The organism is Arboricoccus pini, assembly GCF_900187945.1.
GTDB classification, from domain to species: Bacteria; Pseudomonadota; Alphaproteobacteria; order Geminicoccales; family Geminicoccaceae; genus Arboricoccus; species Arboricoccus pini.
In genome coordinates this window covers 496,104-520,656 of record NZ_FYEH01000001.1, presented here as the reverse complement: position 1 = coordinate 520,656, position 24,553 = coordinate 496,104, and the positions used below count along the sequence as shown (strand labels likewise).

The window sequence follows — 24,553 nt, the reverse complement described above, 5'->3', positions numbered from 1 at the left end:
CGGATGAGCGAGCCCGACATGGCGGACCTGACGACGGCCGTCAACGACCTCGAACAAGGTGCTGCCGACGCCAAGCTCTGGATCGAGCAGGTCAGCACGCACGCAGCCAGCGTGGCCAACCAGGCCGACAGCGTCACCGACGCCACGAGGCGCGCTCGCTTGGCCGCAAGACGTCTCGCCAGCGCCGCTGCCCGCAATAACTGCGTGGGCGTCTTCGGGCCCAGCCAAGCCGGCAAGTCCTATCTCGTCTCGGCCCTGGCGCGCCCCCAGGGTGAGCGCCTGGACATCGTCTTCGGCAGCGAGACCAGGGATTTCCTGCGGGAGATCAATCCGCCGGGCGATCGCGAATCGACCGGCCTCGTCACCCGCTTCACCATTCGCCAGGATGGGAGCGACCCAGCCCACCCGGTCATGTTGAGGCTCCTTACCGAGACCGATCTCGTCAAGATTCTGGCCAACAGCTTCTTTCTCGACTTCGACCCGAACAATATGACGATCGAGCAGCCGGACGAGGCGGCCATCCGCGCTGCCGTCAAGGCAGCCGAAGCGGCCGCGGGTCCGAACACGCTACCCCATCTGGACGACGTCGTCCTCTTCGATCTCGCCGACTATTTCCAGCGCAATTTTGGCTCGCGCATCGGCGCGTTCACCCGGGCCGACTACTGGCAGGGCCTGATCCGTACGGCAGGTCGGCTCGGTCTCCGCCAGCGGGCAGAGCTCTTTGCCCTCCTTTGGGGCAAGCAGGAAGCCTTTACCGAACTCTTCTTCAGCCTGGCCACGGCCCTGGATCAGGTGGGTCAGGCACCGGACGCACGCGCTGCCCTTGGCGGGCTTATCCCGCGCGAGATCGGCTCGCAGCCCAACAGCATCATCGACGTGGCGGTACTCGGCCGGCTTGGTTCGGAGGCCGACCGCAACGATACGATCGAGATCGTACCGATCGACAAGCAGGGTCGCGCGCAGGCGACCACGAACCTGCCGCGCGCCACGTTGACGGCGCTGATCGCCGAGGTCAGCCTCGTCATCGCCAAGCAGCCCTGGCCCTTCTTCGAGCATACCGACCTGCTGGATTTCCCCGGCGCCCGCTCAAGGCTCAAGCTCACCGCCCTGCCGCAGGATCAGAGCGACCGCCAGGCCCAGACGCGCGAGCTCTTCCTGCGCGGCAAGATCGCTTATCTGTTCCAGCGCTACACGGACGAGCTCGAACTCACCTCGATGCTGCTCTGCATGCCGCCCAGCGTCGCCGAGGTTAAGGATCTGGCCGGCATGGTCCGCAACTGGATCGCCGCCACGCACGGCGCGACACCGGAACGCCGCCGACAAGTCAAGAACGCGCTCTTCCTGGTCCTGACCAAGCACGATCTCGAATTTCTCGAAAAGGGTGGCGAGACAGCCGAATCCCGCGCCGGCAAATGGGACCGGCGCCTGCACGCCTCGCTTTTGGAACTCTACGGCAAGGATGGCTGGCCGTCCGACTGGGACGGCAAGCCTTTCGCCAACACACTTTTCCTGCGTAATCCCGGCCTCAAGCAGGTCCATCTCATGGACTATGTGGATGCCCGCACACTTGAGGAAAAAGGTCCGGCCCAAGCCTCGGCGGACCTCATTGCGGACTACCGTGCGGCCTTCATGAACTCACCCGAGGTCGACAAGCATTTCGCCCGCAAGGCAGAGGTATGGGATGCGGCGATGTCGCCCAACGATGGCGGCGTGGCCTTTCTCGTCCAGCGGCTGGGTGAAGTTCTGGATCCGAACCTCAAACGCCGCCAGGCGACCGAGCGCCTCCTGGAGGCCGCCACCGCGCTGGAGCGGCCACTGCGCAGCTTCTATCATGCCGATGGCGATGCCGGACGGCAGCAGCGCGATGAAGCCTTGCAGCGTGTCCGGCGCGAATTGCATGCCGCGCTGCGCGAACATGATTTCAAGGCGCTCGCGCATTTTCTCCATCGCCTGATGCTGGCCGATGCCGACATCAGAGGCGTCTTTCACAACGTGGCGGCACTCAGGGAGGACGAACTCGATGCGCCGCCAGCCGTGGGCGACACGGCCGATGCCGGCAAAGCCCCCCCCGTCGTCGACGATCCATGGGGGGCCGATCCCTGGGCCGCCGCACCGGCCACACCCGCCGCTGCCTCGGCGCCAGAGCGTCGACGCGTCGAGCGGCCGGATGTCTTTGCCACCCGCATCCTCAATCTCTGGGCGGCTCATTTGCGTGAGCTGCAGCAGAACGAGACGGCCTTGGCCAAGATGCACCTGCCAGCGCCCCTCGTCGGCCAGATCGTCGATGAGCTGCTGGTCGGTGCTGGACGCGTCGGACTGGATCGCCAGATCGCCGATGACGTGAGGCGGGAGACCCTCTCGATCGGTGCCCGCTGGGTCGATGCGGCCGATCGGGTCATCGAGATCGCCACCTTCCAGATCAATGATTTCGTCGCTTATCTGGGATATGGTGATCTAGCGCCCGAAGCGCGGCCGGGTTTTCCCGAGGCGCCGCAGGAACGCCAGCGCCCCGTCTTCTCGCTGGCCTCGCTCCGGCAGCCGGGTCGGGAACTGGGCGCGCAGCGTGAGCGCATGGACATTGCCTTCTTCGTCGACTGGGGCGTGGCTCTGCGCCAATTCGGCAATGACAATGTCGGTCACGCGGCCGGTCGTGACATCAGCGATGCCGAGAACCAGACGCTGGGCCAGGTCCTCAAGCGGATCGATCCGACGTCCCTGGCGCGTCTCGCCAGTTGATCAGATAAGAAGAGCGAGGAGCATCAATGCCGACCCGGGTCGAACAGACCGCTGCCATGGAAGCTGGCTACGTCCGGCTCACCTGCCTGCAGCCCTTGGATCTCGATCCGGCGACGCTCGAGATCGGCATGGCGCGGCTGGACCGCGGTACGCCGCATTTCCTCGATCCCCTTGCCCGGAGCGAGCCGCACTGGGTGGCGGGAGAACGCTGGTTCAAGCCCGGCAATGCGCGACTTGAAGGCAAATCCCTGACCTTTGAGATGGGGCCGGCGCTGACTTGGCGACTGAAGCCGCATACCGCCTATCTGCTCCACCTGCGTGACGCATCGGGCAATCGCGTCGAAGACAGGCTGGCGTGGCTGCCCCTGCGCCTGCCATCGACGCCGCCCGACCCCCAACCTGCCGATCCGCCAGCTGAAACGAAGCCAGAGCCCGCGAGCAGCCCGACCTCCGAGCCCGACGATCTGTCGAGTTTCGCCGACATGGCAGCAGTCCTGCCCGAGCCCGTTGCCGCCCCCCCGCCGGAGCCACCGCCGGAACGGCGGGCCCCTATGCCGCCCGTCACGACGACCGGCCGATCCTATGTGCTGCCATTGCTCCTCGCGTTGCTCGTGCTGCTGGCGGCCGGCGGGGGGGCCTATTGGTGGTTCTTCATGCGCGGCAAGGGCGAAGTGGAACAGGCAGCGACACAACCCCCGCCGGTTGCTGCCGATAGCGTGCCGCTCACGCTGGATGGTGCGCGTGGCTATATCAGCCAGAAAAAGCCCAATGGCGAGGATGCCGCTCGCGAGGCGAAGCGCTTTGCCGACGCCGGTCAGGCCGACGCTGCCTTCCTCCTTTATCGTCGGGCCGCCCAAGAAGGTGACGTTCCCTCGATGCTGACGATAGCGCGCATGTACGATCCGCAATCCTTCAAGCCCGGCCAGGGTCCGGTGGCCAAGGCCGATCCCGACGAGGCAAGCACCTGGTATGAGAAAGCGGCTGACAAGGGCAACGCCGAGGCGATGCAGCGCCTGGGCACGCTCTTGAAGGATCCCCAGATCACGCGCCCCGATGCTGCGGAGCGAGCCACCTACTGGGCCCAAAAAGCGGCCGACGCCGCCAAGGCACAGGCGCCAGGCGCGAACGGAGCGGCCCCTTGATGCGACACCTGGCACTCTGCTTTTGCATGACTTTTTTCTTTGTCCTCGGAGGCACGCACACCTCAGTAGCGCAGACAAAAACGCCGCTTCTCATCCCGGGCAAGACGACGCTCTTTGAGCGGGTCCTGACCCGCCCGGGTGCCAAGCTGGCTGCCACGGCCGGTGCGCCCGGCACGGAGGCGATCCCGGCCTTCACGCCCCTTTTCGTCTATGCCCGGACTCCCGGCGCGAACGGTCAGCCGGGCTTTCTCCAGGTGGGTACCGACGCCAAGGGCAAGATTACGGGTTTTATCGCCGAGGATGCGACGATTCCCTGGCAGCACGCCCTGGTCCTAGCCTTCACCGAGCGGGCCAATCGTGACCGGGTGCTCTTCTTCAAGGACCAACAACCACTTCTCGATTGGCTGAACGACAAGGACGTGGCCGCCAAGGCCGCAGAGGCTCGCCAGGAGATCGACAGCGGCAAGCTGCCACCCGCATCGCCCATCGTCTCGATCGAGCCCGAGGTGCCGGTCGATTTCGAGAAGAATTTTTATATGCTGCCAATCCTGGAAGCGCAGAATCGCCGTCTGGCAACAGGCTTCCAGGTGCGCACCGTCAAGGTGGCGAGCGTCACCAAGAATGCCGATGCGGCACCGGTCGAGCAGCTTCGACGACGGGTCAATCCCTCGGCACTCGAGAACTTCCGCGCCGGCGTCGTCTTCGTCATCGATGCCTCGTCGTCGATGCAGCCTTATATCGACCGCACGCGCGAGGCGATGGACGGCGTCCTGAAGCAGGTCGAGCAGGCCGGCCTCGCGGACAAGGTCCGCTTCGGGCTCGTCGCCTATCGGGACGATCCGACCAAGGTCAAGGGGATGGAGTATCTCACTAAGACCTTCGCCGATCCCAACAGCATCAGGAGCGACAAGGACTTCGAGACCGCCACGCAGGATGTGAAGGCCTCGAAGGATTCGACCCGCGCCTACGCCGAGGACGGCTATGCCGGCATCGACAAGGCGCTTAGCGGCGTCGACTGGAAAGGCTTTGGTGCCCGCTTCATCGTCATGATCACCGATGCGAGCTCGCGCGAGGGCAACTCGCCGCTCTCCAGCACCAAGATGAACACCGATCAGATCCGCCAACTGGCGCAATCCCAGGGCACGGCGATCTATACCTTGCATCTCAAGACAGCTTCGGGGGCAAAGGATCACGCGACGGCCGAGGCGCAATACAAGTCCTTGACCCAATATCCGGGTGTGGGCTCGCTTTATTATCCTGTCGAGGCCGGCAATCCCGACGCCTTCAAGTCGACGGTGCAACAGCTGGCCGAAGCGCTGGTCAAGCAGGTAGCGGACGCGCAAAAGGCGATCGCTCAACCTGGCGACGAACCGGCCCCCGCCGCGAAGACGAGCAAAGGGGCGCCCACCATCGACCAGAGTGCCTCCCAGGTCGGTCGCGCCATGGCGCTCGCCTATCTGGGTCGCGAGGCTGGTGCCGAGGCACCCTCGATGTTCGAAGCCTGGGCGTCGGATCGCGACTTCGCGCACCCGGACATCGCCCCCTTCTCGGTACGCGTGCTCTTGACCAAGAACCAGCTCTCCGATCTGCAGCGCACGTTGCAGACTACAGTTGATGCCCTGGAGGCAGCACAGGTCGACCCTGGCGACCTCTTCAACCAGTTGCGCAGTGCCGCGGCCGCTGTCGGTCGCGACCCCTCCAAGATCGGCCAGGGACAGGCCAAGAACCTGGAGGCCACGGGCCTAATGGGCGAATATCTGGACGGACTACCCTTCGAGAGCCAGATCATGACGCTCAGCCAGGATGACTGGACAGCCATGAGTGTGGGCGAGCAGCAGGCCATCATCGACGGCATCAATTCAAAGATTCGCCTCTACCAACGCTATCACGACGACACCACGCACTGGGTCGCATTGAATCCCGGCGACGATCCGGGCGACACCGTGTTCCCTGTTCCGCTCGAGTCGCTCCCCTGACGACCCGGCCGGCGGCCTTGCTCACCCTCGACGACGTCGCGCTCCGGCGGGACGCCAGCTTCGAACTCGTCGTGCGACATTTCGCGGTGGCACCGGGCGAGGCGGTGGCCATCGTCGGGCAAAGCGGCTCGGGCAAGAGTACCTGCCTCGACATCATGGCGGGAATCCTCAAGCCCGACCGCGCCCAGCGCTTTACTTTTCATCATGCAGAGGATGCGCCGATCTCCCTGGCCGATCTGTGGCAGCGACACGATCGCGGCGGGCTGCGCAACTGGCGAGCCCGCCATCTCGGCTATGTGCTGCAGACCGGTGGCCTCGTACCCTTCCTCTCCCTGGCCGATAATGTCGGCCTTCCCCTCCGGCTCCTGGGGCGGCGCGAGCCCGGGCGCGTGCAAGAGCTGTTGCAAGCCCTGGGCCTGGACGGCCTGGGGCGGCGCAAGCCCCGCCATGTTTCGATCGGACAACGCCAGCGTGCCGCCCTGGCCCGTGCTCTGGCCGCCCGCCCGGCGCTCCTGCTGGCCGACGAGCCCACCGCCTCGCTTGACCGCGATAGTGCCGAGACAGTCATGGGGCTCCTGACAAGCGCCGCGCGCCGCGAGAACGCCGCCCTTGTCATGGTGACGCATGATCGCGACCTCGCCGTCCGTCATGGATTGCGCATCGCGACCTGCGCCTCCGGCGGCGCGCTTGGCCTCTCCGTTCTCGACGATCGCGAGACCAACTGATGCTCCGCCCCTTCCAGATTCTCAAGCTCGCGCTGGCGGACCTCCTGGACGAGTGGCCCGTCTCGCTCGCCGCCTGCCTGGCCATCACAGCCGTCGTCGCGCCGATGCTGGTCATTCTGGGGTTGCGCGAGGGCATTGTCGGGCAGATCTTCGCGAGCCTGCGCGCCGACCCGGCGATCCGCCTCGTCACCCTCGATGCCACGGGCTCGGCCCGCTTCGACGATTACTGGTTCACGACCCACCGGGCCTGGCCCGAAGTGGGCTTCCTCCACCCTGCTACACGCTTTGCGGCAGCCCAAGGCGCCGTTGCGAAGGAGGACGATGCCACCCACGAGGAGCGGGCCAGCCTCCTCCCCTCCGACGTCGGCGATCCGGTTTTTCCACCGTCCTCACCGTCCCTGGCCGACCCCTTCGCGGTCAAGCTCTCGGCCGATCTGGCGGATCGATTGGGTGTCGCCAAGGGAGATCGGCTGCGACTGGTCGTCGAACGGCAGGTCGCCGGCGGCCGACTCGAGCCCATCGTCTTGACGCTGACGACGACCGAGATCGCGCCCTCCGCCAGCTTTGGCGGCCGCGCCGTCTTTGCCCGCTTCGACCTCTTGATGGCCATCGAGGATTTTCGCGACGGTTTTACCGTTCCTCTCCTTAATGTGACGACGGGCCAACCCGCGACGCCCCGCAGCTATTATCCGAATTTCCGTCTCTATGCCCGCGATCTGCAAAGCGTGGAGCCGCTGGTCCAGAAGCTTCGCGCCGAGGGACTGAGCGTCTCCGCGCAGACGGCAAGGATCGCCTCGGCCATCAATCTCGATACCAATCTGACTTCGGTCGTTCAGGCTTTGGCGATCCTTGGCATTCTCGGCCTGGGCGGCGGATTGGCGGCGATCCAGTGGAGCATGGCGGCCCGCAAGCGGCGCACGATAGCGCTCTTTGGCCTCATGGGCTTTCCTCGAAGCTGGCTCATCGGCTTTCCGACTGCGCAGGCGCTCCTGGTCGGCCTGGCGGGAGGGGCTCTGACGATCGTTGCGGCCCTGGCGTTCGCCTATTGGATCAACGCGCATCTCGCCGCCAGCCTGGGGGCCGCTGGTCGCGCCTGCGTGCTGACGCCCGGCTTGATGGGCGGCTGCCTGCTCGTCATTCTGACGCTCTCGATCCTGCCGGCCTTACGCATCGGCTGGAAATTCGCAACCCTGGAGCCGGCCCATGAAATCCGCGAGGCTTAGCACCTGCCTGGCCTTGATCCTGGCGTTCTCGTCCATCGCCAGGGCAGCGGACACGCCAACCTGGCCTGAGCGCTACGTCAATAACAAGCCTGACAAAGACGATCTCATTCTGCCCATGCCTTGCGGCGGAAGTATGGCCTTTCGCAAGGTGGCCATCCCCAGCAGTGGCGTGCTCGACGACTACAAGGTGACGCTGGGCGACCATGACGATGCCCGCGCCTATATCGAGAACGCGCACGTGGCCTATATCAGTGCGCCCTTCACCGACCCAAAGGAGAAATCGGAGCGTTACTATTACCTGGGCAAATACGAGGTCACCGCCCTGCAATATGCCGCCATGAGCGGTGGAGCCTGCCCTAAGGTCGACGATGATGGCTGGCTCCCTGCGGTCAACGTCACCTGGGCCGAGGCCGCGTCCATGGCAGAGCATTATTCGGACTGGCTACTCAAGAATGCAGCGGCGAAGCTGCCCAAGGTGGATGGCGCGTCGGCTTTCACACGCCTGCCGACCGAGGCCGAATGGGAATATGCGGCACGCGGTGGCATGTCGGTCTCGCAAAGCGACTTTCAGGCGCGATTGCCGCCGATGAACGGACCGCCGTCCGGCTATATCTGGTACGGGGCGTCCGAATCCTCCAACCGTCAACTCAACGTCACCGGCCTCTTGAAGCCCAATCCGCTCGGGCTCTACGACATGCTTGGCAATGTGGCGGAATTGACCATGGACCCGTTCCGTCTCGATCGTGTCGGCCGGCCACATGGACGTGCGGGCGGCTTCGTCAAGCGTGGCGGCGATTACCGGACGCCGCTCGAACAAATCAGCTCCGGCTCACGCGAAGAATTCAGCCCAACCGATCAGAAAGGCTCCAGGCGCGAGCCGACGACCGGCTTCAGGCTGGCCCTGGTGGCCCCCTCGCTGACCAGCCGGGCCGAACTGCAACAGGTGCAGGCGGATTGGACCAAGCTTGCACAGACGCCACCCGAACAGGAGGATCTCGGCCGCGACCAGGCCGATCCCGTGGCCGAGGCCAAGACCCTGGCCGAGCACGCCGACAATCCCGAGATGAAACGGCGGCTCTCGAACCTCGCCCAGGTGATCGAAACCAACATCGCCACGCGTAACGAGGAGCGCGAGCGGGCCGCGCGCGAGGCGCTGCGCTCAGCCGTATTCGGTGGACGCCGGTTCGCCCAGCATTTTGCCGCCCTCGATCGATGCACGAAACTCCTGGCCCTCTCCGACGATGCCAAGGCCCGTTACAAGGATGCGTGCGATCGCGAAAATCAGGACTACGCCTTCGACAGCAATGCATATATCGAGTTGATCACACGTGTATCAGCCGAGTATCCAACAACAATTCTAAAGGCGCAGAGCGACGTTCTGGTAAGCGAATTGAACGGCCTCGGGCTGAAGGATGCGGCCGCCACTGTCGGCCGCGTGCGGGACGATGTCGAAGTGGTTCGTAATAAGGGGTCGGACGCCAAGGCGACGATCATCAACGGCTGGCGGGCGGCAATAAAATGAACCCAGGGGCGACGATGACAGGGACAGACAAGGCGCAAGGCGGGCGCAAGGGATTAGCCCTGCTCCTATGCGCAGCGCTCTTCTTGACTGGCTGTGCTTCCACCGGCGTCTCTGACAGCCCGACCGATACGTCGGCCAGCGATCCCACGCTGACCCCTGCCGAGCGCGCGCTGCGCGAACAGTCGAACTCCTATACGGCCGTCGTCGCCGGTGGTGCCGGTGTAGGCGCCGCCATTGGCTGCGGCGTGGGCGCGGGCGTCTCTCTCCTGGGCGCTTTCCTGGGATCGGGCCGCAATGGCAATCCCCTTGGCAACGCGGCGATCCTCTGTGCTGCCGGTGCGGTGGCGGGCGGCATCCTTGGCGGCATCGACGGCTACAATACCGCCAAGGAGCGCGGCGATCAGCAAGGTCAACTAGCGGCGATCCAGAAAACCACGGACCAGCTCAAAGCCGACAATGCCAAGCTCGAGGATTCGATCCGCACGGCGCGGACCGTCATCGACCAGACGCGAGACCGGCTGAGCAAGGCGCAGGCGCAATACAAACGCAATGAGATAACGGCAGCACAGCTTGCGCGTGAGAATAGCCGCGCGCAGGCTAATGTGGCTGCCCTTGATACGTTGATTCAAGGCGCGCAGCAGCAAAGGGACCAGGCGGTGGCCGCCGCCAAGACGATGCAGTCCAGCGGGCCGCAGGCGACGGCTGCCCTCGATACCGAGATCGCGAACAACGCGGCCAAGCTGACCGAATTGCAAAAGCAGCGCGACCTGCTGGCGCAGGATATCGCTGTCGGCCGTATCGGCTAAGGGCGACGCATGGACAACGCGACTTTCGCCCGTGTGGCATAAGCAATCCAGGAGGCCAGATTTGAAGAAGACCACCATTGTTATGCTCGCGGCGCTGATCCTTCTGGACGGCTGTGCCTATTTCGATGCGAAAAACGACGTTAACGCCAACCGCGCGCGGATTCAGACGGCGAAGGATGCCCAGCAAGCCGAAGAGGATAGGCGTGCCGGCTTGCAGGCCGAGCAAGAAGACGTGATGAACGCGCAGACGCAGGTTAGCTCCGATCTCAACACGGAGTTGGCCAAGCTCGACGCGCAGCAGGCAAAGCTGGCTCGACTTCGCGCCTCGTCCCAGGCTTCCAAGCGAAAGGCCGGGCTATTGCAGAACCGGCTGAACGAGTTGAAAGCCGATTACAGCGATACATCGATGCAACTGCAGACCAGCCAGGCAGCGAATGATCCAGCCGCCGTCGCCGCACGTCAGTCACAGCTGCGCCAGCTCAAGCAACAGATCGACGCCGCCGCCAGGGAGGTCGACGCCCTCACCAACTGATGCGGCCTCCACGGCAGGGGTAGACAAAGGCAGTGGGGGCTGGCTAACCCGTCCGCCCTCTACCTCGACTACACCTGGACGCTCTTATGACAGCCGCCTGCGGTCTCGATTTCGGGACATCGAACACGACGCTGGGTCTTGCGACAGCCTCGCTCCCCCAGATGACGGCGCTGGACGAAGGCGAGACGACGCTGCCAAGCGCACTCTTCTTCGATTTCGAGGCACATCGTCGACTCTTCGGCCAAGCTGCGATCCAGGCCTATGTGAGCGGCACCGACGGCCGGTTCATGCGGGGCCTGAAATCCGTCCTCGGCACCAGCCTGATCGACGAGGAGACCGAACTCGGTGCCGGCCGCATCGGCTTTCGTGACCTGATTGCGATCTTCATCGGCGAGGTGAAACGGAGGGGCGAAGCTGCGAGCGGCCGCAGCTTGACCCATGTGGTGCATGGCCGCCCCGTTCACTTCGTGGATGGTGATGAGGAAGGCGATCGGCGGGCCGAGAGTGCGCTGCGTGAGATCGCTCAAGCAGTCGGGTTTAAAGAGATATCCTTCCAGCTCGAGCCGATCGCGGCGGCACTCGACTACGAGGCCAGCGCGGTGGTCGACGAGGAACTGGCGATCGTCGCCGATATCGGCGGCGGCACGTCCGACTTCACCGTCATCCGCCTGTCTCCCGTCCGTCGCGAGCTACCGGATCGCACCAGCGACGTCCTGGCCAGCACCGGCGTGCGGATGGGCGGCACGGATGTCGATCGCCATTTGTCGCTCGAGGCGATCATGCCGCATCTGGGCTATCGCAGCCCGATGCGCCGACCGGGTCTCAAAGCGCCGGCGCAACTCTTTACCGATCTTGCCACCTGGTCCCGGGTCAACCTGCTCTACAACCGAAAGGTCGTGAACCGGGTCCACGAGCTAGTCCGCGACTCGGCCGCCCCCCACTTGCTGGCACGACTTCTGAAGGTCCTGGAAACCCGGCGCGGCCACACCTTGGCGATCGAGAGCGAACAGGCAAAGATCCAGCTGACGACCAACGATCGCGCATCGATCGATCTCAGCTGGCTCGAACCCGGCCTCCAAGCCGCCGCCGATCGCTGCCTTCTTGAGACCGTGACCGCGACGATGAGCGAGCGGATCGGCAATTCACTACGCACCTGCCTGAGCCAGGCGGCGATTTCACCCGACGCGATCAACGCCGTCTTTTTGACCGGTGGCTCCACGCTGCTGCCGACGGTGCGTGCTGCCATTCTGCAGTATTTACCTGCCGCCCGCGTGGTCGATGGCGACCGTTTCGGGTCGGTCGGCCAGGGGCTGACCCTCGAAGCGTTACGTCGCTACGGCTGTTGACCCGAGGCCCAACGACGGTTCGGCACCGGCACCTAAACTTCCACGATCTTACCCAGTAAGGCCGGTCGGCTAGCGCCCGTAACGCCGGGCAGGTTGGCAGGCACGCCATCGACCCTGGCCGAGGCTAGGAGCGCAAAGGCAATCGCCTCCTTCATGTCCCCATCCAGACCCAAGCGGTCGGTCGTGCCGACATCGACGCCCGGCAACGCTGCGGCCAGTTCCGCCATCATGACCGGATTACGGGCGCCACCGCCGCTGACCAGGACACGGCCGATCGACATGGTCGGCAGCACGAAATCCCGGATTGCCACGACGACGGCCTCGACAGTGAAGCGGGTGACGGTACGAAACAGATCATACCAAGCCTGCGGGCCGTCCGGAGCCACTGCCTGCAGCAGCCGATCGACGAAGCTCGCACCGAACTGCTCGCGGCCTGCCGAACGGGGTGGAGGGGCGACCAGAAAGGGATCCCGCATGAGATGGGCGAGGAGTTGGCGATCGACCGCGCCCCGCGCCGCGAACTGGCCGTCCCAGTCGATCGGCTGCGGGCCGCCCTGCAGATCGGCGGTAAACCGCTTGGCCAGTTCATCCAGGATCATGTTGCCAGGCCCGCAATCGAAGCCCACCACGGCGAGCCTCTCGGCACAGGCGGCCGGGATGGCGGTAAGGTTCGAGATGCCGCCAATATTGAGCGCCACGACGCCCATCTCGGGCTCTTGCAAGAGCCACTGGTCGACGATGGGCACGAGCGGCGCGCCACAGCCGCCCACAGCGACGTCGCCCTGGCGGAAATCGGCGATCACCGGGCAGCCCAGTCTTGCCGCCAGATAGGAAGGCTCGCCGATCTGCAGCGTCGTGACGCCATGCTCATGATAGATGGTCTGGCCATGCACGCCGATCAGGTCGAGGTTGAGGCCATGCGCAAGCGCGAGCTGATCCAGCTCGACCGCGTACCAAAGCCCTAGATCGCGAGCGACGCGGGCCATCTCGGCCGCACTCATCTGACCTTGCGGCTCAAGACGCCGGCGCAGATCCTTAGGCATCGCTACCGCCGCCTGGGCCAGCATCTCGAAGCGACGCGGCACACCGGATGGCACGCGCAGGATCGCCATGTCGAGGCCATCCAGCGACGTGCCGGTCATCAATCCGGCCACAATCCGCTCGGGCTTGCAGACGATCTCCGCCAATCGCAGCGGCCTGTCTAAACGCTCCATGCCCTAACTCTCGCTCAGCCTCTCAAGACGAGACGCCGCATAGCCGACGCTGTCCCAGCCCGCCAGCCAGCATGCCGGCCACGACATAGACGCCCGCGATCAACAGCATGGTCAAGCCGAAGGCATGGCCGACATCCTCGGGTCGCATCGCCGGTCCCCATGCCGTGAAGAAGAAGCCGCCGATCAGGGCAACGCTGCAGGCGGCACTGACCTGCAGTGTCGAGTTGAAGACGCCGCCGACGAGGCCCGCGAAGGCTGGATCGATGCGTTCGACCACGACCCGCATCATGGTCGGAATCGTGATGCCCATACCCAGGCCGAGGCCAAAGAGCGACATCACGAACGGAATGGCCGGCGGTGCGGCCGGCGCCGCCGAAAGAACGGTGGCGGCCATGGCCGCGGTGGAGACCGCCATCAAGCCGTAGCCTATGGAAGGCCCATGGCCTCCAGCCTGCCGCGCCACGAGGCCGGTCACGAAGGGGCCGATGAAATTGCCAAGGCAAAAGGGCAGGATCATGAGGCCCGCTTGCATGGTCGTCTGCGCCAGACCGACCTGGCAGTAGATGGCCACGGTCAGGAAGAACGTCGCCAGCGCATAGATGAGCGCCACGGCACCCAGGGCCCGCAGCAATCCAGGCGAGGCGAAGATGGCAAGCGGCACCAGCGGCTCGCCGCCTTTGAGCGCCAGCCTGATCTCGTAGCGACGGAACATCTCGACCAGAAAGGGGGTGGCCGCGAGCATGGCGATGGACCAAAGCGGCCAGCCCCGATCGCGGCCCTCGGTCAACGGAATGACGAAGGCCAGCAGGGCAAGGGAGGACAGGACGACGCCGACGATGTCGAGTGTCGGACTGGGTCCCTTCCGGGTCTCGCGCAAGAATGGAATGGCCGTGGCAGCAGCGACCAGGGCCACTGGAAGATTGATGAGGAAGATGACGCGCCAGCCGAGACCGCCCAGATCGAGCGCCACCAGAACACCGCCCGCCAATTGGCCGACAACGCTGGCCAGGCCAAGCGTGGCACCATAGATCATCAATGCTTGGACGCGCTCATGCGGCGGGAACAGCGCATGAATCGATGCCAGCGCCTGGGGCGCCATGGCAGCGGCGCTCAAGGCCTGCAGCGTCCGCCCGAGGATCAGCATGTCGGTCGAGGTCGCGAGGCCGCAAAAGCCCGATGCCAGGGCAAATCCGCCAAGGCCCAGGAGGAAAACCGACTTACGACCGTAAATATCGCCGAGCCGCCCGCCCGTGATGAGGAAGGAGGCATAGATCACGGCATAGCCCGAGATCACGAGCTGCGTGTCGGCAGAGCTCGCCCCTAGTCCTTTTTGGATCGAGGGGAGCGCCAGGTTGACGATGAAAAAATCCAATGGACCTAAAAAGGCGCCCGTCAACAGAATGGCCAAGGCGAACCATCGCCTAGAATCGGCTTGAGCCGTCAATTCAGGGCGTGCCGCCGCCATGATTTCCCCCAAAATGGAACGTTCGTTCCCAAATATCTAGTCCAGCGCCCGCATAGCCAGCACCACGACCTCGTCGATGGCGGCTTCGTCCGGGCCAGTCTTGCCCAGCACGCGAAGTCCCTGCACGACCGTTAATAAAAATCGCGCCACCGCCCGCTCATCGAGATCACAAGAAATTTCCCCGTTTGCCTGCCCACGAATGATAGCGGCCGCGAACAGATCCTGGATGCGGCGGAACATCCGGCCGATCACGGCGTCGATTTCGGGATCCTGCGGCACCATCTCCATGGCCGCGGTTGTAAGGATGCAGCCTCTGCGCCCCCGCCAACTGACGCACCGTCGCCCATAGCCGGCCAAGGCGCCCCGGATCGCTTCCTTGACCGGGCCCGGCTGAACCAGCGCCTGCGCCAATCGGTGCTGCGATTGCAGCGTGTAATGCTCGAGCGCCTGCATAAAGAGATCACGCTTGTCGGCAAAGGCCTTATAAAGGCTGCCGCGCGCCAGTCCCGTCGCTTCGGTGAGGTGCTGCACCGACGTGCCGTGATAGCCATGCAGCGCAAACGTCTCGACGGCGCGCTCGATCGCCGTATCGAAATCGAAACCGCGCGGCCGTCCGGGCCCGGACCGGGCAGCCGCTCTCCGGGAGACAAGTTCCTCTGACATGCGGTTATTTTGGAAACGTTCAGTTCCAAATACAAGCGCAAAGTTCGCATACCGAGAACGATATGGGCATCAGCGTCCGATCAGCTCGAACTCCTCGGGCGCATGATCGGCTGGGGCGGCGGTGGCTTCATCGCGGAGCATGGCTAAGACGTCGCGCGCCAGTGTCAGGCGGATCGGGCGACGCGCCCTCAAACTGGCACGATCGAGGGCCGTGACGAGGAGGCGCACGGCTGGGAACGAGCGTTCCATACGGCTCACAAGGTAATCTACAACGCCCGGGTCCACGCGCAGCTGTCGATCAGCGAATTGCTTGATCAGAAGCGCTGCCAAGAGGGCATCGCAAGGCGGATCGATGCGCACGTGCCAAGCCGTTCTGAGGCGTGATCGAAGATCGGGAAGCCGGATCGGCCACTCGGCAAGCGGTCGACTGCCAGTCAGGAGAAGATGGCCTTGCCGCTCCGCCAAGGCGTTATAGAGATGAAAGAGGGTCGCCTCGTCCGTGATGTCATCGGCGCCGTCCACGACCGCGGCCTGCCGCCGGCCCAGGCGACCCAATGGACCGGCCGCCTCCCAAAGATCTGCCGCGCCCAGGATGACGGCGCCTGCCCGTTTTGCCCAGATACGCGCCAGATGGGTTTTGCCAGCGCCTTCGGGGCCTGCCAGCAGCAGCGCCGTCGCCGGCCAGTCAGGCCAGACCAGGATGGCATTCAGCGCTTCGCGATTGGATGCGGCTGGCAGAAAGTCGGCGAGCTCACTGCCTTCGAGATGCGGCAAGTCCAGCGCCAACTGGTCAGCATCGATCTTCACGAGCGGACCGAGCCGGCTACTGGCGTCAGGACGACACCAAGATAGACCACTGCAGAAACAGCGGTCATGGCCGCGACAGCGGGGACCAGAATCTGAGCCGGCAACGCCGTGATCCAACCAGCTTGCGCCATCAGGGCCGCCATCGCCAAGGCGAACTGAAGGAAGGTCGAGAGCTTGCCAACGACGAGCGGCCGCACCTTGCGCCGGTCATCCTTCAGATTGACGAAAAGACCTCCCGACAGAATGGCTAGATCACGCGACATGACCGCAATGAACAGCCAGAACGGCAAAGCGCCCTGGACGGCAAGGAAACCGTAGAGACCGTTGACCAAGAGCTTGTCGGCCAGTGGATCCAGCGTGGCGCCGAGCCGGCTCTGGCTGGCAAAGCGCCTAGCGATGAAGCCATCCAGCCCGTCGCTTGCAGCGGCCGCCACGAATAGCAACAAGCCAAGCACAAAGTGGCCATCATGTATCGCGTAAAGCAAGGGCGGCACGATGCCGATCCGTGCCAGCGTCAGGAAGTTGGCGACATAGAAGGGCAGCAGTGACAGAAAACCGGAACGCGTTCGTTCTAAAGTGCTCCCGGGTTCGCCACACCCGCTCGTTGCAATCGCCATTGCCCATTCTCCGAGAGCAGCTCGAAGCCGCGCCCGTTCAAGTTGCTCTGCAACGTGCCCACGTCGCCGGCATAAGTCAGCGTGATCTGCGCTTGCGAGCGCGAGAAGCTGTTGACCTGGACCGCTTTCACCTCGTGCACATCACCGAGGCCGCGCTTTATTTGCACCCAGGAGGCCAGATCGACAAGCGGCACCAGGACACTCATGGACTGAGTGGGTCCGGCGGCGACGGCAACCGCCGGCTTACCTGCGTCACGGAGCGCGCTTACCACCGCATTGGCAGCGGCGGCCATGGCATCGTCGCCAGCCGGCACTTGCAGATCGGTATCGCCACGCAGCGCGCCGCCCATGATATTCTGCAGGCTGACAGCGGTTGGTGCACCGCTAGCATCGGTCTTGAGGATGGCCAGGACAACGTTGCTGACCTGATAGCGCGTCCGTAGCTTGCCAAAAGCATCGGCGTCCTTTGCCTGCGCCTGCGCAGGCGTCAGGTCGGCGAGGTCCTCAGCATCGCTCAGCGGAAGATTGAGCTTGAGTCTGGGATCACTGGCCGCCGCTGTCCCGAGCGCACCTCGCCAGACATCGGCATCGAACCAGAGCGCAAGGCCGTTATCCCCGCTCATCGCCGGTACGATCAGCGTCGGCTGCGTCTGATGCACCACAGAAATATTGTTGCGGCTCATGATGTCGCGCACCCGCGCGGGGACGTAGGCGACGTTGAGCGTGCCCTTGTAGCTCTTTGCCCCGACCTGTTCGCTCGCGATCTCGTAGCTCTGCACGACCCTGTCGATCGGAACGCTATCTAGCGAGGGCGGCTGTCCCCCGTTCGAGAGGCGACCGATCAGGATCTGCAAACCCCGCCGCTCGGCATCGGCGATGGCCTGATCGCGGGCTGCGACCGCGTCAGCCGCATCGGCCGACATCGCAATGTTCTGAACCGAGTAGTCATCCTGTTGCGCCAAAGCCGGCAATGGAATCAAAGCGTAGGCGACGCAGGCCATGAGCAAGCCGCCAAGCAACGCTCCGCCCGCGGCCAGCCCATGCCTCCGGGCGTCGCCGCCAGTGAATGGCGTCCGAAACCCGTAGCGCATTGCAATACCCCTCAGCTTCATCGTACTTCGGCCCTGAAGACTCTATAGACGGCTTGGCACATGGCCGGACGCCCGAACATTAACGTCCTAGGAAAGATGCAACGCTCGTGACCGATCGACAAGGCAAGCCCCGGAACGACCGCTATCGCGAGTCAGGGGTGGACATCGACTCCGGCAATGCGTTCGTCAAGCGTATCAAGCCGCTCGCCGCAGCGACCAACCGACCCGGCGTGGGTGGCGGTCTCGGCGGTTTCGGCGCACTCTTCGATCTGAAAGCGGCGGGCTTCATCGATCCCATGCTCGTGGCGACGACGGATGGCGTCGGCACCAAGCTGCTCGTGGCCGAACAGGCTGGCGATCTCTCAGGTGTGGGCATCGATCTCGTGGCCATGTGCGTCAACGATCTGATCGTCCAGGGCGCCACCCCCCTCTTCTTCCTCGACTATTATGCGACCGGCCGCCTGGATCTCGAGGCCGCAACCTCGGTCGTTGCAGGGGTTGCCGAGGGCTGCCGACAGGCAGGCTGCGCCCTGGTTGGCGGCGAGACAGCCGAAATGCCCGGCCTCTATGCGCCCGGCCAATGTGACGTCGCCGGATTTGCCGTGGGAGCCGTCGAGCGCGGCCAGACCTTGCCGCGCGACGATCTGAAGGAAGGCGACATCGTCCTGGGCCTTGCCTCCTCCGGTGTGCACAGCAACGGCTTTTCCCTCGTCCGTCTCATCCTCAAAGAGAGCAAGGCAGACCTGCAGGCAGCAGCCCCGTTCTCCAATAACAGCACGCTCGCCCAGGCCCTCCTCGCACCCACACGGATCTACGTGAAGAGCGGTCTGGCCGCGATCGCGACAGGCGGTGTGAAGGCAATGGCGCATATCACGGGCGGCGGCCTCGTCGAAAATCTGCCGCGCGTCCTGCCCGAAGGCTTGAATGCGCGCCTGGACGCGCATGCTTGGCCCCTGCCGCCGGTGATGGGCTGGCTGCGTGATGCAGGTGGCCTTGATGCCAGCGAGCTGGCTCGCACGTTCAATGCCGGCATCGGCTTTTGCATCGTCGTGGCCCAAGAGCGCGCCACCGCCGTCATCGGCGCCCTGGAAGCGCATGGCGAACATGTCCATCGCATCGGCAGGTTGGAGCGCAGTGCCGGCGAGGCCCGAGTTCTCATCGACGGGCTGGAGGAAGCGTGGGTTAAAGGGAAGCGCCCATGAGCCGTGCCGTGGCGGTCCTTATCTCAGGCGGCGGCAGCAATCTGCAGGCCCTGATCGAGTCCTGCGCTCTTCCGGATTCGGCCGCGCGGATCGTCCTGGTCATCAGCAACCGGCCGGATGCCTATGGTCTCGTGCGAGCCCGGGAGGCTGGCATTCCGACCGCCGTCGTCGACCATAGGAAATTCATCGATCGTTTCGATTTCGAGAGCAACATCGACGCGTTGTTGCGCCAGGCCGGCGTCGAACTCGTCTGCCTTGCAGGCTTCATGCGCGTCCTGACCCCGCATTTCGTCGATGCGTGGCGCGATCGGACATTGAACATCCATCCCTCGCTATTGCCGGCCTTTCCGGGATTGCATACGCACGCAAGAGCGCTTGATGCGGGCGTGCGCCTGGCAGGCTGCACGGTTCATCTCGTGCGCAGCGAAGTCGACATCGGACCCATCCTCATGCAGGCCGCCGTACCGGTGCTGGAGGACGATGATGACGCGAGCCTAGCCGCCCGCGTTCTCGAGGTTGAACATCAGGCCTACCCACGGGCACTGCAGCTCTTGGCGCGAGGCGATCTCGTCATCGAGGGCGAGCAGGTACGCCCGGCTGATCCGATCGTGCCACCTGCGCGTCTTTTGCTGCATCCGCTCCTGCGCAGTTAAGCACCGAAGCGGGCCGGACAAGCTTCAGTTTGCCTTCAATGTTGGCTGTAGTTCGTCGAGCCCACCGCTCATGACGCCCGCCGCCAGATCGATCAACGTCACGGGTTGAGAAGGCCTGAGCGTCAGCGTAAGTACCTGCGGCTTGGCAAGAAACGCCTCCATCTGATCAACAACATCGGTCTGCCAAGGCATCAACTGGGCCAAAACCGGCAATTGCTGCCGAATGCCAAGGCGTACCTCGTCCGGCTTGATGCCGTTATCGGTAGCAGCCCGCTCAATGATGCGATCGACCAGCGTCTGATTGTCGAAACGAAGAACGGCGTCCGTCAGACGCGCGCGCTGTAGGAGCGTCAGCCCGTCCATCACGGGGTTGTCCACCAGCCCCCCGGTGTCGTCACTCATATCCAGGCCCTCAAGCCGAGTCTTGAGAGTAAGGGCTCCAGCATCGTTCAGAGCCACGCGAAGCCGTTCGATATCGAGTGCCTGCTTAGATGGTTCGAACGAATAGTCGAGGTCTACAGCGAGATCGGCCTGCGCGCCGATGATGGCCGCGGCCATAGGCGGCAAATCCATGATCTGAGGTTGCTCAGACGTTGGCATGGGCACGATCAGATGCCGAACCGCCAGCCTCGTTTGCACGGCGTCGTCAGCGCCATAGTTGTTGCTGGCTTCGATCCGCGCGATCGTAAATGGCAGGCCATCCGGTGTTCCGCGATAAGAAAAATCTTCAAGCAAGGCATTTGAAATACGCACTTGGCGCAGATCTCTCTCGACGTCGTTCGACGCGTGGTCGGCACTCTGGGCCTGCAGCAAAGCCGACAGGTCAGCGTTCTCGGTCTTCAAATGGCGAATACCGAAACTGCTACCGTCGACATTGCTGACGAAGCCACTATCGGTCATGTCGAAGAGGCCGATCTTGCCGGCGTCGAACCGTTCAAGCGCGAGTCGACCCAACTGCACCTGCCCATCGGCTGCGTCGTGCTCGTCGTCAGTCGATTGCAGATCCATGTCGGTGACTACAAGAGCCTCCACAGCCATCCTTGCAAGCGCCGCTGCAAAGCAGCCCTCGTCATCACTGCAAGTCGGCAAGGCCGTGGACGCCTGCCAACCCTTGAGTTCGATCGAACCCACATGGTCCCCTTGATCGCCGGATTTTCCGGTCGCGATATCGCGCAGCACTATGTTGCCTGCCAGAAGCCGCCTGACCTCACCGCCTTTTTCCGAGCCCTGGCCGAGAAGCGCCACGAGACCATCAAGGTCGAGGTCGGCCGCATCCGCACTGGCGATTCGTGTTGCAGCCTCGGCGCCATCTTGGATCGTAATACCGCTCGCGCTGAGCGCAGCCACTTTGCCGTCCGTGATTCCCTGCAACTGCAACTTGCCGAGCACCCCCTCAGCTGACGCCAGATCGCTAACTTCGATCGAGGCGGCCTTCAGCACGCGCAGTCCCGTCAAGGCCGCAAGGGGCGTCCCACCAGCGGGATCGGCGTAGGCTAGCAGATCACGCGCGACAACGCGGCTAACGCGTTGCGGTGCATCAGGAGCACGACCAACGATGCCGTTCAGCGCCAGAGCCTCGGCCTGCCAAGGGTCGGAGGGTGTGCCCCTCCCGTTCGGCTGGACAAGGACGATCTGAGCCACGTCAAGCCAGGGTTGGCCGCCGCGGACAAGCGCTAAATTATCCACGGTCAAGGCGCGCCCGAAAATGTCATAATGCGTGCGGCCCGCCGTTCCGGCAATCCCATCGGGCAGACGAGCCAGAGCATCCTCGACGGCCCGTTGCGCCCGCCATTGGATGGCGTAGTAGCCGCCCAAAAGGACGGCGGCCACCACCAGGACGACGACCAATGTGAGCTTGGTGAGCGATCTGGCCTTCAAGGGTTCTCTCTTTGGCTAAGGCTGCGGCAACGACTTGGGTCCCCAAGGGGTCGCCTTGCCGTCGGCAGCATGCTGGCACCTACCTCAACCATTGACCTGGTCGGACGGACGCCCGAACAGATCAAAGTGGCGAGGAAGACAAATGAGCTCAGCCGACGATCTCGTCGCTACTGAAAAAGAAAGCGATCTCGGTAGCGGCATTTTCGGCGCTATCGGAACCATGTACCGAATTCGCCTCGATGTCTTCGGCAAAATCCTTGCGGATAGTGCCCTCGGCTGCCTGAGCGGGATTGGTGGCACCCATCACCTCGCGGTTCCTGGAAACCGCATTCTCTCCTTCCAGGACCTGCACCACGACCGGACCGGAAGTCATGAACGCCACCAGGCCATTGAAGAAGGGGCGCTCCTTGTGGACGCCGTAGAACTGTTCCGCCTGCTCCTTGCTCAGCTTGATACGCTTTTGTGCGACGACGCGAAGGCCAGCCTTTTCAAAGCGGTCAACGATCGCACCCGTCAGGTTGCGACGGGTAGCATCGGGCTTGATGATCGAGAGCGTTCGCTCTGTCGCCATGGGGTCGTCCTCTTCCATTCTAGGGTCGGCGAAGCTCTGGCTCCGCCCTCCGGGGTCGGCGGGCTTATAAAGCGCCCGTCTAGCCCTGGCCAGATGGCCTAGCGGCTAACGCGTGCGCCATCCTTTGGGAGTCTGCTCCCAGTATGTCAGGATGTGGCCGCCGGCCCGGGCAATCTTCCAGCGCTCACGGGCCGAGCGAACCGACGCCTCATCCTCGCCGTCGAACATATCGACCACGCGCTCATAGGCTTCCGCACCATCGGCCATAGCCCCCTCGGTCAGGATAAGGACATCGGCATCGTTCGGCCGGTCCAGCCCGGTAGTGAGCCAGATCGGCTGCGAGGATGCGATACTGTCCTGATAATGCGCATCATTGCTGCCTGCATGCGGCAGGAAGCTGGCCGGCTCGTAGGACCAGAGCGCCCGGTCCAGCCCCTCTAGACGCTCCGCACTCGAGCAGCGGATGACGGCGCGCCGCCCACTGGCCAGCAACTTCTCGAGCAGGCGCGGCAGCGCCCGTTCGAGAGAATCGCGGGTCAAATGGTAAAAACCGAACTCGGGCATCGCGCTCGAACGACCTATTCGAAGTTTTCAGCCACCAGTCGGTCTAGGAGGCGAACGCCGAACGCCGTGGCACCCTTGGGCGACAGCGGCAAGTCGCGGTTGCTCCAGGCGGTTCCGGCTATGTCCAGGTGCGCCCATGGCGTCTCGCCGACGAAGCGCTGCAAGAAGACAGCACCCGCCGTCGAGCCGGCCTCGCGCGACCGACCGACATTCTTGATATCGGCGATATCGCTCTTGATGTGCTTGTCATAGTCGCTGCCGAGCGGCAGGCGCCAGAGCTTCTCGCCGGTGGCGTCGCCCGCGGCGAGAAGCTGGGCGGCCAGCTTGTCGTCATTGGCAAATAGCCCCGCCCGCTCCTTGCCAAGGGCAACCACGACCGCACCCGTCAGCGTTGCCAGATCGACCATGAAACGCGGCTTGAAGGTCTCGTTCGTGTACCAAAGGACGTCCGAGAGCACGAGCCGCCCCTCGGCATCGGTATTGATGACCTCGATCGTGGTTCCCGACATCGCCGTGACGACGTCGCCCGGCCGCGTCGCCGTGCCCGAGGGCATGTTCTCGGCAAGGCCAATGACGCCCACCACGTTGACCTTGGCCTTGCGACTGGCCAGGAGCTGCATGAGGCCGATGACGGTGCCGGCACCAGCCATATCCCATTTCATCTCCTCCATGCCGGCCGCGGGCTTGATCGAGATACCGCCCGTATCGAAGGTGACGCCCTTGCCGATGAAGGCCAACGGCGCCTCGTCGGCGCCGGCACCGTTCCAGCGCATGACGACCACCCTGGAGGGGCGAGCGCTACCCTGACTTACGGCCAGCAAGGCCCCCATCTTGAGCTCGGCCTGTTTTTTTTCGTCCAGGACGTCGACCTCGACACCGAAAGCCTTGAGTTCCAAGCAGGCGAGAGCGACCGTCTCAGGATATTTCACATTGGAAGGCTCGCTCACGAGGTCCTTGGTCCGCACGACACCGTCTGCCACGTGCCGGGCCGCCGTCAAAGCTGCCTCGGCAGCCGATGGCTCCCAACCGGCATCCGACGGCAGCACGAAGGTCAGCTTTTCGAGTCGGGGGCGCTGATCCTTCTTCTCCGGTCGCTGATACTTGCCGAAATGGTAGCTTCGAAGGGCTGCGCCGGCGGCCAGCGCCTCGAGCAAAGCCGGAGCAGCCGTGGCGGCAAAGCTTGCCTCGGGGAGCGCGAGGCTGGCTTCGGCCACCTTGAGCGCCCCGAGCTTCTGAGCGATGACCGCGCCAAGCTCTTCGATCTCCAGTCGCTTTGGGGCACCCGCTTCCTTTTTTCCCAGGACCGCGAGGAGGAGATGGTCGAGCTCGAGGCCGCCAGGTGCCAAAAGATGCAGGACTGAGCCCGACTTCGGGCCATCCGGGCCCTGTGCCTTCAGGGCACGACGAACAATGCCGCCCGCCTTGTCGTCGAGTTGCCGTGCCGGCGCGGATAGACCGCCATCGGCATCGACGAGCACGACGAGCGTACTCTCCACGGCAGGCGACGTTTTGCTCAGGATCAGATCCATCAAACTTTGACTCCAGCTTTTGCGCGAGATTAACGCCTTGCCGCCGATCGCAAAAGACGAAGCGGTGCAGAGGCTTGGCCTCGGACGCTCAACTGCGGACGGGACCTCGTTGGCCTCGGCGGCAGGATGCGTGCCAAATGCGACACCCTGGCGAGGAAGAATGCAAGAGGAGCCGGGCGCCGCTGTGGACGCTCACCGCGCCGGTCACTAAAGATGCTCGCCGCAAGAGTCTGTCGATTTGCCCGACAGTGTTTCGAGCCATTTGAAGAGAGCGCCCTTGGAGCCGTTCAA

General features: G+C 64.1%; 21 protein-coding genes. 11 read left to right on the top strand and 10 right to left on the bottom strand.

Translation table 11 applies throughout. The annotated features are described in order from the left end of the window. The first annotated feature begins 3 nt into the window (after positions 1-3). From CFB17_RS02470 to CFB17_RS02430, 9 genes are all read left to right on the top strand, one after another. Entirely contained in the window at positions 4-2,736 is a 2,733-nt protein-coding gene (locus tag CFB17_RS02470) for a virulence factor SrfC family protein (protein ID WP_243389677.1), read from the top strand. A gap of 26 nt (positions 2,737-2,762) precedes the next feature. Beyond that, entirely contained in the window at positions 2,763-3,878 is a 1,116-nt protein-coding gene (locus CFB17_RS02465; RefSeq protein ID WP_088559785.1) for a tetratricopeptide repeat protein, read from the top strand. Continuing rightward, a complete protein-coding gene (locus CFB17_RS02460) occupies positions 3,878-5,854 on the top strand; it encodes a vWA domain-containing protein (RefSeq protein WP_088559784.1) in 1,977 nt (658 codons plus the stop codon). The genes CFB17_RS02465 and CFB17_RS02460 overlap by 1 nt, the downstream gene beginning before the upstream one ends. A gap of 17 nt (positions 5,855-5,871) precedes the next feature. Further along, entirely contained in the window at positions 5,872-6,579 is a 708-nt protein-coding gene (locus CFB17_RS02455) for an ATP-binding cassette domain-containing protein (protein WP_165769380.1), read from the top strand. Further along, positions 6,579-7,802 carry an FtsX-like permease family protein gene (locus CFB17_RS02450; RefSeq protein ID WP_088559782.1) on the top strand — a complete coding sequence of 408 codons (1,224 nt, stop codon included), beginning with the start codon at positions 6,579-6,581 and terminating at the stop codon, positions 7,800-7,802. The genes CFB17_RS02455 and CFB17_RS02450 overlap by 1 nt, the downstream gene beginning before the upstream one ends. Then, positions 7,783-9,324, top strand: a complete 1,542-nt coding sequence (locus CFB17_RS02445; RefSeq protein ID WP_088559781.1) for a formylglycine-generating enzyme family protein — start codon at positions 7,783-7,785, stop codon at positions 9,322-9,324. Before CFB17_RS02450 ends, CFB17_RS02445 begins: the two co-directional genes overlap by 20 nt. A gap of 14 nt (positions 9,325-9,338) precedes the next feature. Continuing rightward, positions 9,339-10,130, top strand: a complete 792-nt coding sequence (locus tag CFB17_RS02440) for a coiled-coil domain-containing protein (protein ID WP_088559780.1) — start codon at positions 9,339-9,341, stop codon at positions 10,128-10,130. Between the two features lie 61 nt (positions 10,131-10,191). Next, complete coding sequence (locus CFB17_RS02435) at positions 10,192-10,662, top strand: hypothetical protein (RefSeq protein ID WP_133063823.1); 471 nt, start codon at positions 10,192-10,194, stop codon at positions 10,660-10,662. An 86-nt stretch (positions 10,663-10,748) separates the two neighbouring features. Next, entirely contained in the window at positions 10,749-12,008 is a 1,260-nt protein-coding gene (locus tag CFB17_RS02430) for an Hsp70 family protein (protein ID WP_088559778.1), read from the top strand. Positions 12,009-12,040: 32 nt separating this feature from the next. Here CFB17_RS02430 and CFB17_RS02425 read toward each other — a convergent pair whose 3' ends face one another. The 6 genes from CFB17_RS02425 to CFB17_RS02400 all read right to left on the bottom strand — a co-directional run bounded on the left by CFB17_RS02425 (position 12,041) and on the right by CFB17_RS02400 (position 17,775). After that, entirely contained in the window at positions 12,041-13,222 is a 1,182-nt protein-coding gene (locus tag CFB17_RS02425; RefSeq protein ID WP_088559777.1) for an anhydro-N-acetylmuramic acid kinase, read from the bottom strand. Positions 13,223-13,244: 22 nt separating this feature from the next. Next, complete coding sequence (locus CFB17_RS02420) at positions 13,245-14,630, bottom strand: MFS transporter (RefSeq protein ID WP_165769379.1); 1,386 nt, start codon at positions 14,628-14,630, stop codon at positions 13,245-13,247. Positions 14,631-14,723: 93 nt separating this feature from the next. Next, positions 14,724-15,350: a TetR/AcrR family transcriptional regulator gene (locus tag CFB17_RS02415; RefSeq protein ID WP_088559775.1), complete on the bottom strand. Its 627-nt coding sequence runs from the start codon at positions 15,348-15,350 to the stop codon at positions 14,724-14,726. A gap of 69 nt (positions 15,351-15,419) precedes the next feature. Then, a complete protein-coding gene (locus CFB17_RS02410; RefSeq protein WP_243389676.1) occupies positions 15,420-16,157 on the bottom strand; it encodes an HdaA/DnaA family protein in 738 nt (245 codons plus the stop codon). After that, positions 16,154-16,774: a CDP-alcohol phosphatidyltransferase family protein gene (locus tag CFB17_RS02405; protein WP_088559774.1), complete on the bottom strand. Its 621-nt coding sequence runs from the start codon at positions 16,772-16,774 to the stop codon at positions 16,154-16,156. The genes CFB17_RS02410 and CFB17_RS02405 overlap by 4 nt, the downstream gene beginning before the upstream one ends. Next, complete coding sequence (locus tag CFB17_RS02400) at positions 16,729-17,775, bottom strand: DUF2066 domain-containing protein (protein WP_165769378.1); 1,047 nt, start codon at positions 17,773-17,775, stop codon at positions 16,729-16,731. Before CFB17_RS02400 ends, CFB17_RS02405 begins: the two co-directional genes overlap by 46 nt. A 197-nt stretch (positions 17,776-17,972) precedes the next feature. On the opposite strand from CFB17_RS02400, the gene purM reads away from it, so the two are divergent. Both purM and purN read left to right on the top strand, forming a co-directional pair. Further along, positions 17,973-19,067, top strand: a complete 1,095-nt coding sequence (gene purM / locus CFB17_RS02395; protein ID WP_088559772.1) for a phosphoribosylformylglycinamidine cyclo-ligase — start codon at positions 17,973-17,975, stop codon at positions 19,065-19,067. Further along, positions 19,064-19,720, top strand: a complete 657-nt coding sequence (gene purN, locus CFB17_RS02390; RefSeq protein ID WP_088559771.1) for a phosphoribosylglycinamide formyltransferase — start codon at positions 19,064-19,066, stop codon at positions 19,718-19,720. Before purM ends, purN begins: the two co-directional genes overlap by 4 nt. A 24-nt stretch (positions 19,721-19,744) precedes the next feature. Here purN and CFB17_RS02385 read toward each other — a convergent pair whose 3' ends face one another. From CFB17_RS02385 to CFB17_RS02370, 4 genes are all read right to left on the bottom strand, one after another. Next, the gene (locus CFB17_RS02385; protein WP_133063822.1) at positions 19,745-21,160 is read right to left on the bottom strand and encodes a hypothetical protein; all 1,416 of its coding nucleotides are present in this window, start codon (positions 21,158-21,160) and stop codon (positions 19,745-19,747) included. Between the two features lie 586 nt (positions 21,161-21,746). Beyond that, on the bottom strand, positions 21,747-22,169 hold the full coding sequence (gene ndk, locus CFB17_RS02380) for a nucleoside-diphosphate kinase (RefSeq protein WP_088559769.1): 423 nt from the start codon (positions 22,167-22,169) through the stop codon (positions 21,747-21,749). 105 nt (positions 22,170-22,274) lie between these two features. Further along, positions 22,275-22,733, bottom strand: coding sequence for a DNA polymerase III subunit chi (locus CFB17_RS02375; protein ID WP_088559768.1), 459 nt, complete (start codon positions 22,731-22,733; stop codon positions 22,275-22,277). 14 nt (positions 22,734-22,747) lie between these two features. Then, positions 22,748-24,262 carry a leucyl aminopeptidase gene (locus CFB17_RS02370; protein WP_088559767.1) on the bottom strand — a complete coding sequence of 505 codons (1,515 nt, stop codon included), beginning with the start codon at positions 24,260-24,262 and terminating at the stop codon, positions 22,748-22,750. Positions 24,263-24,553: the final 291 nt, after the last annotated feature.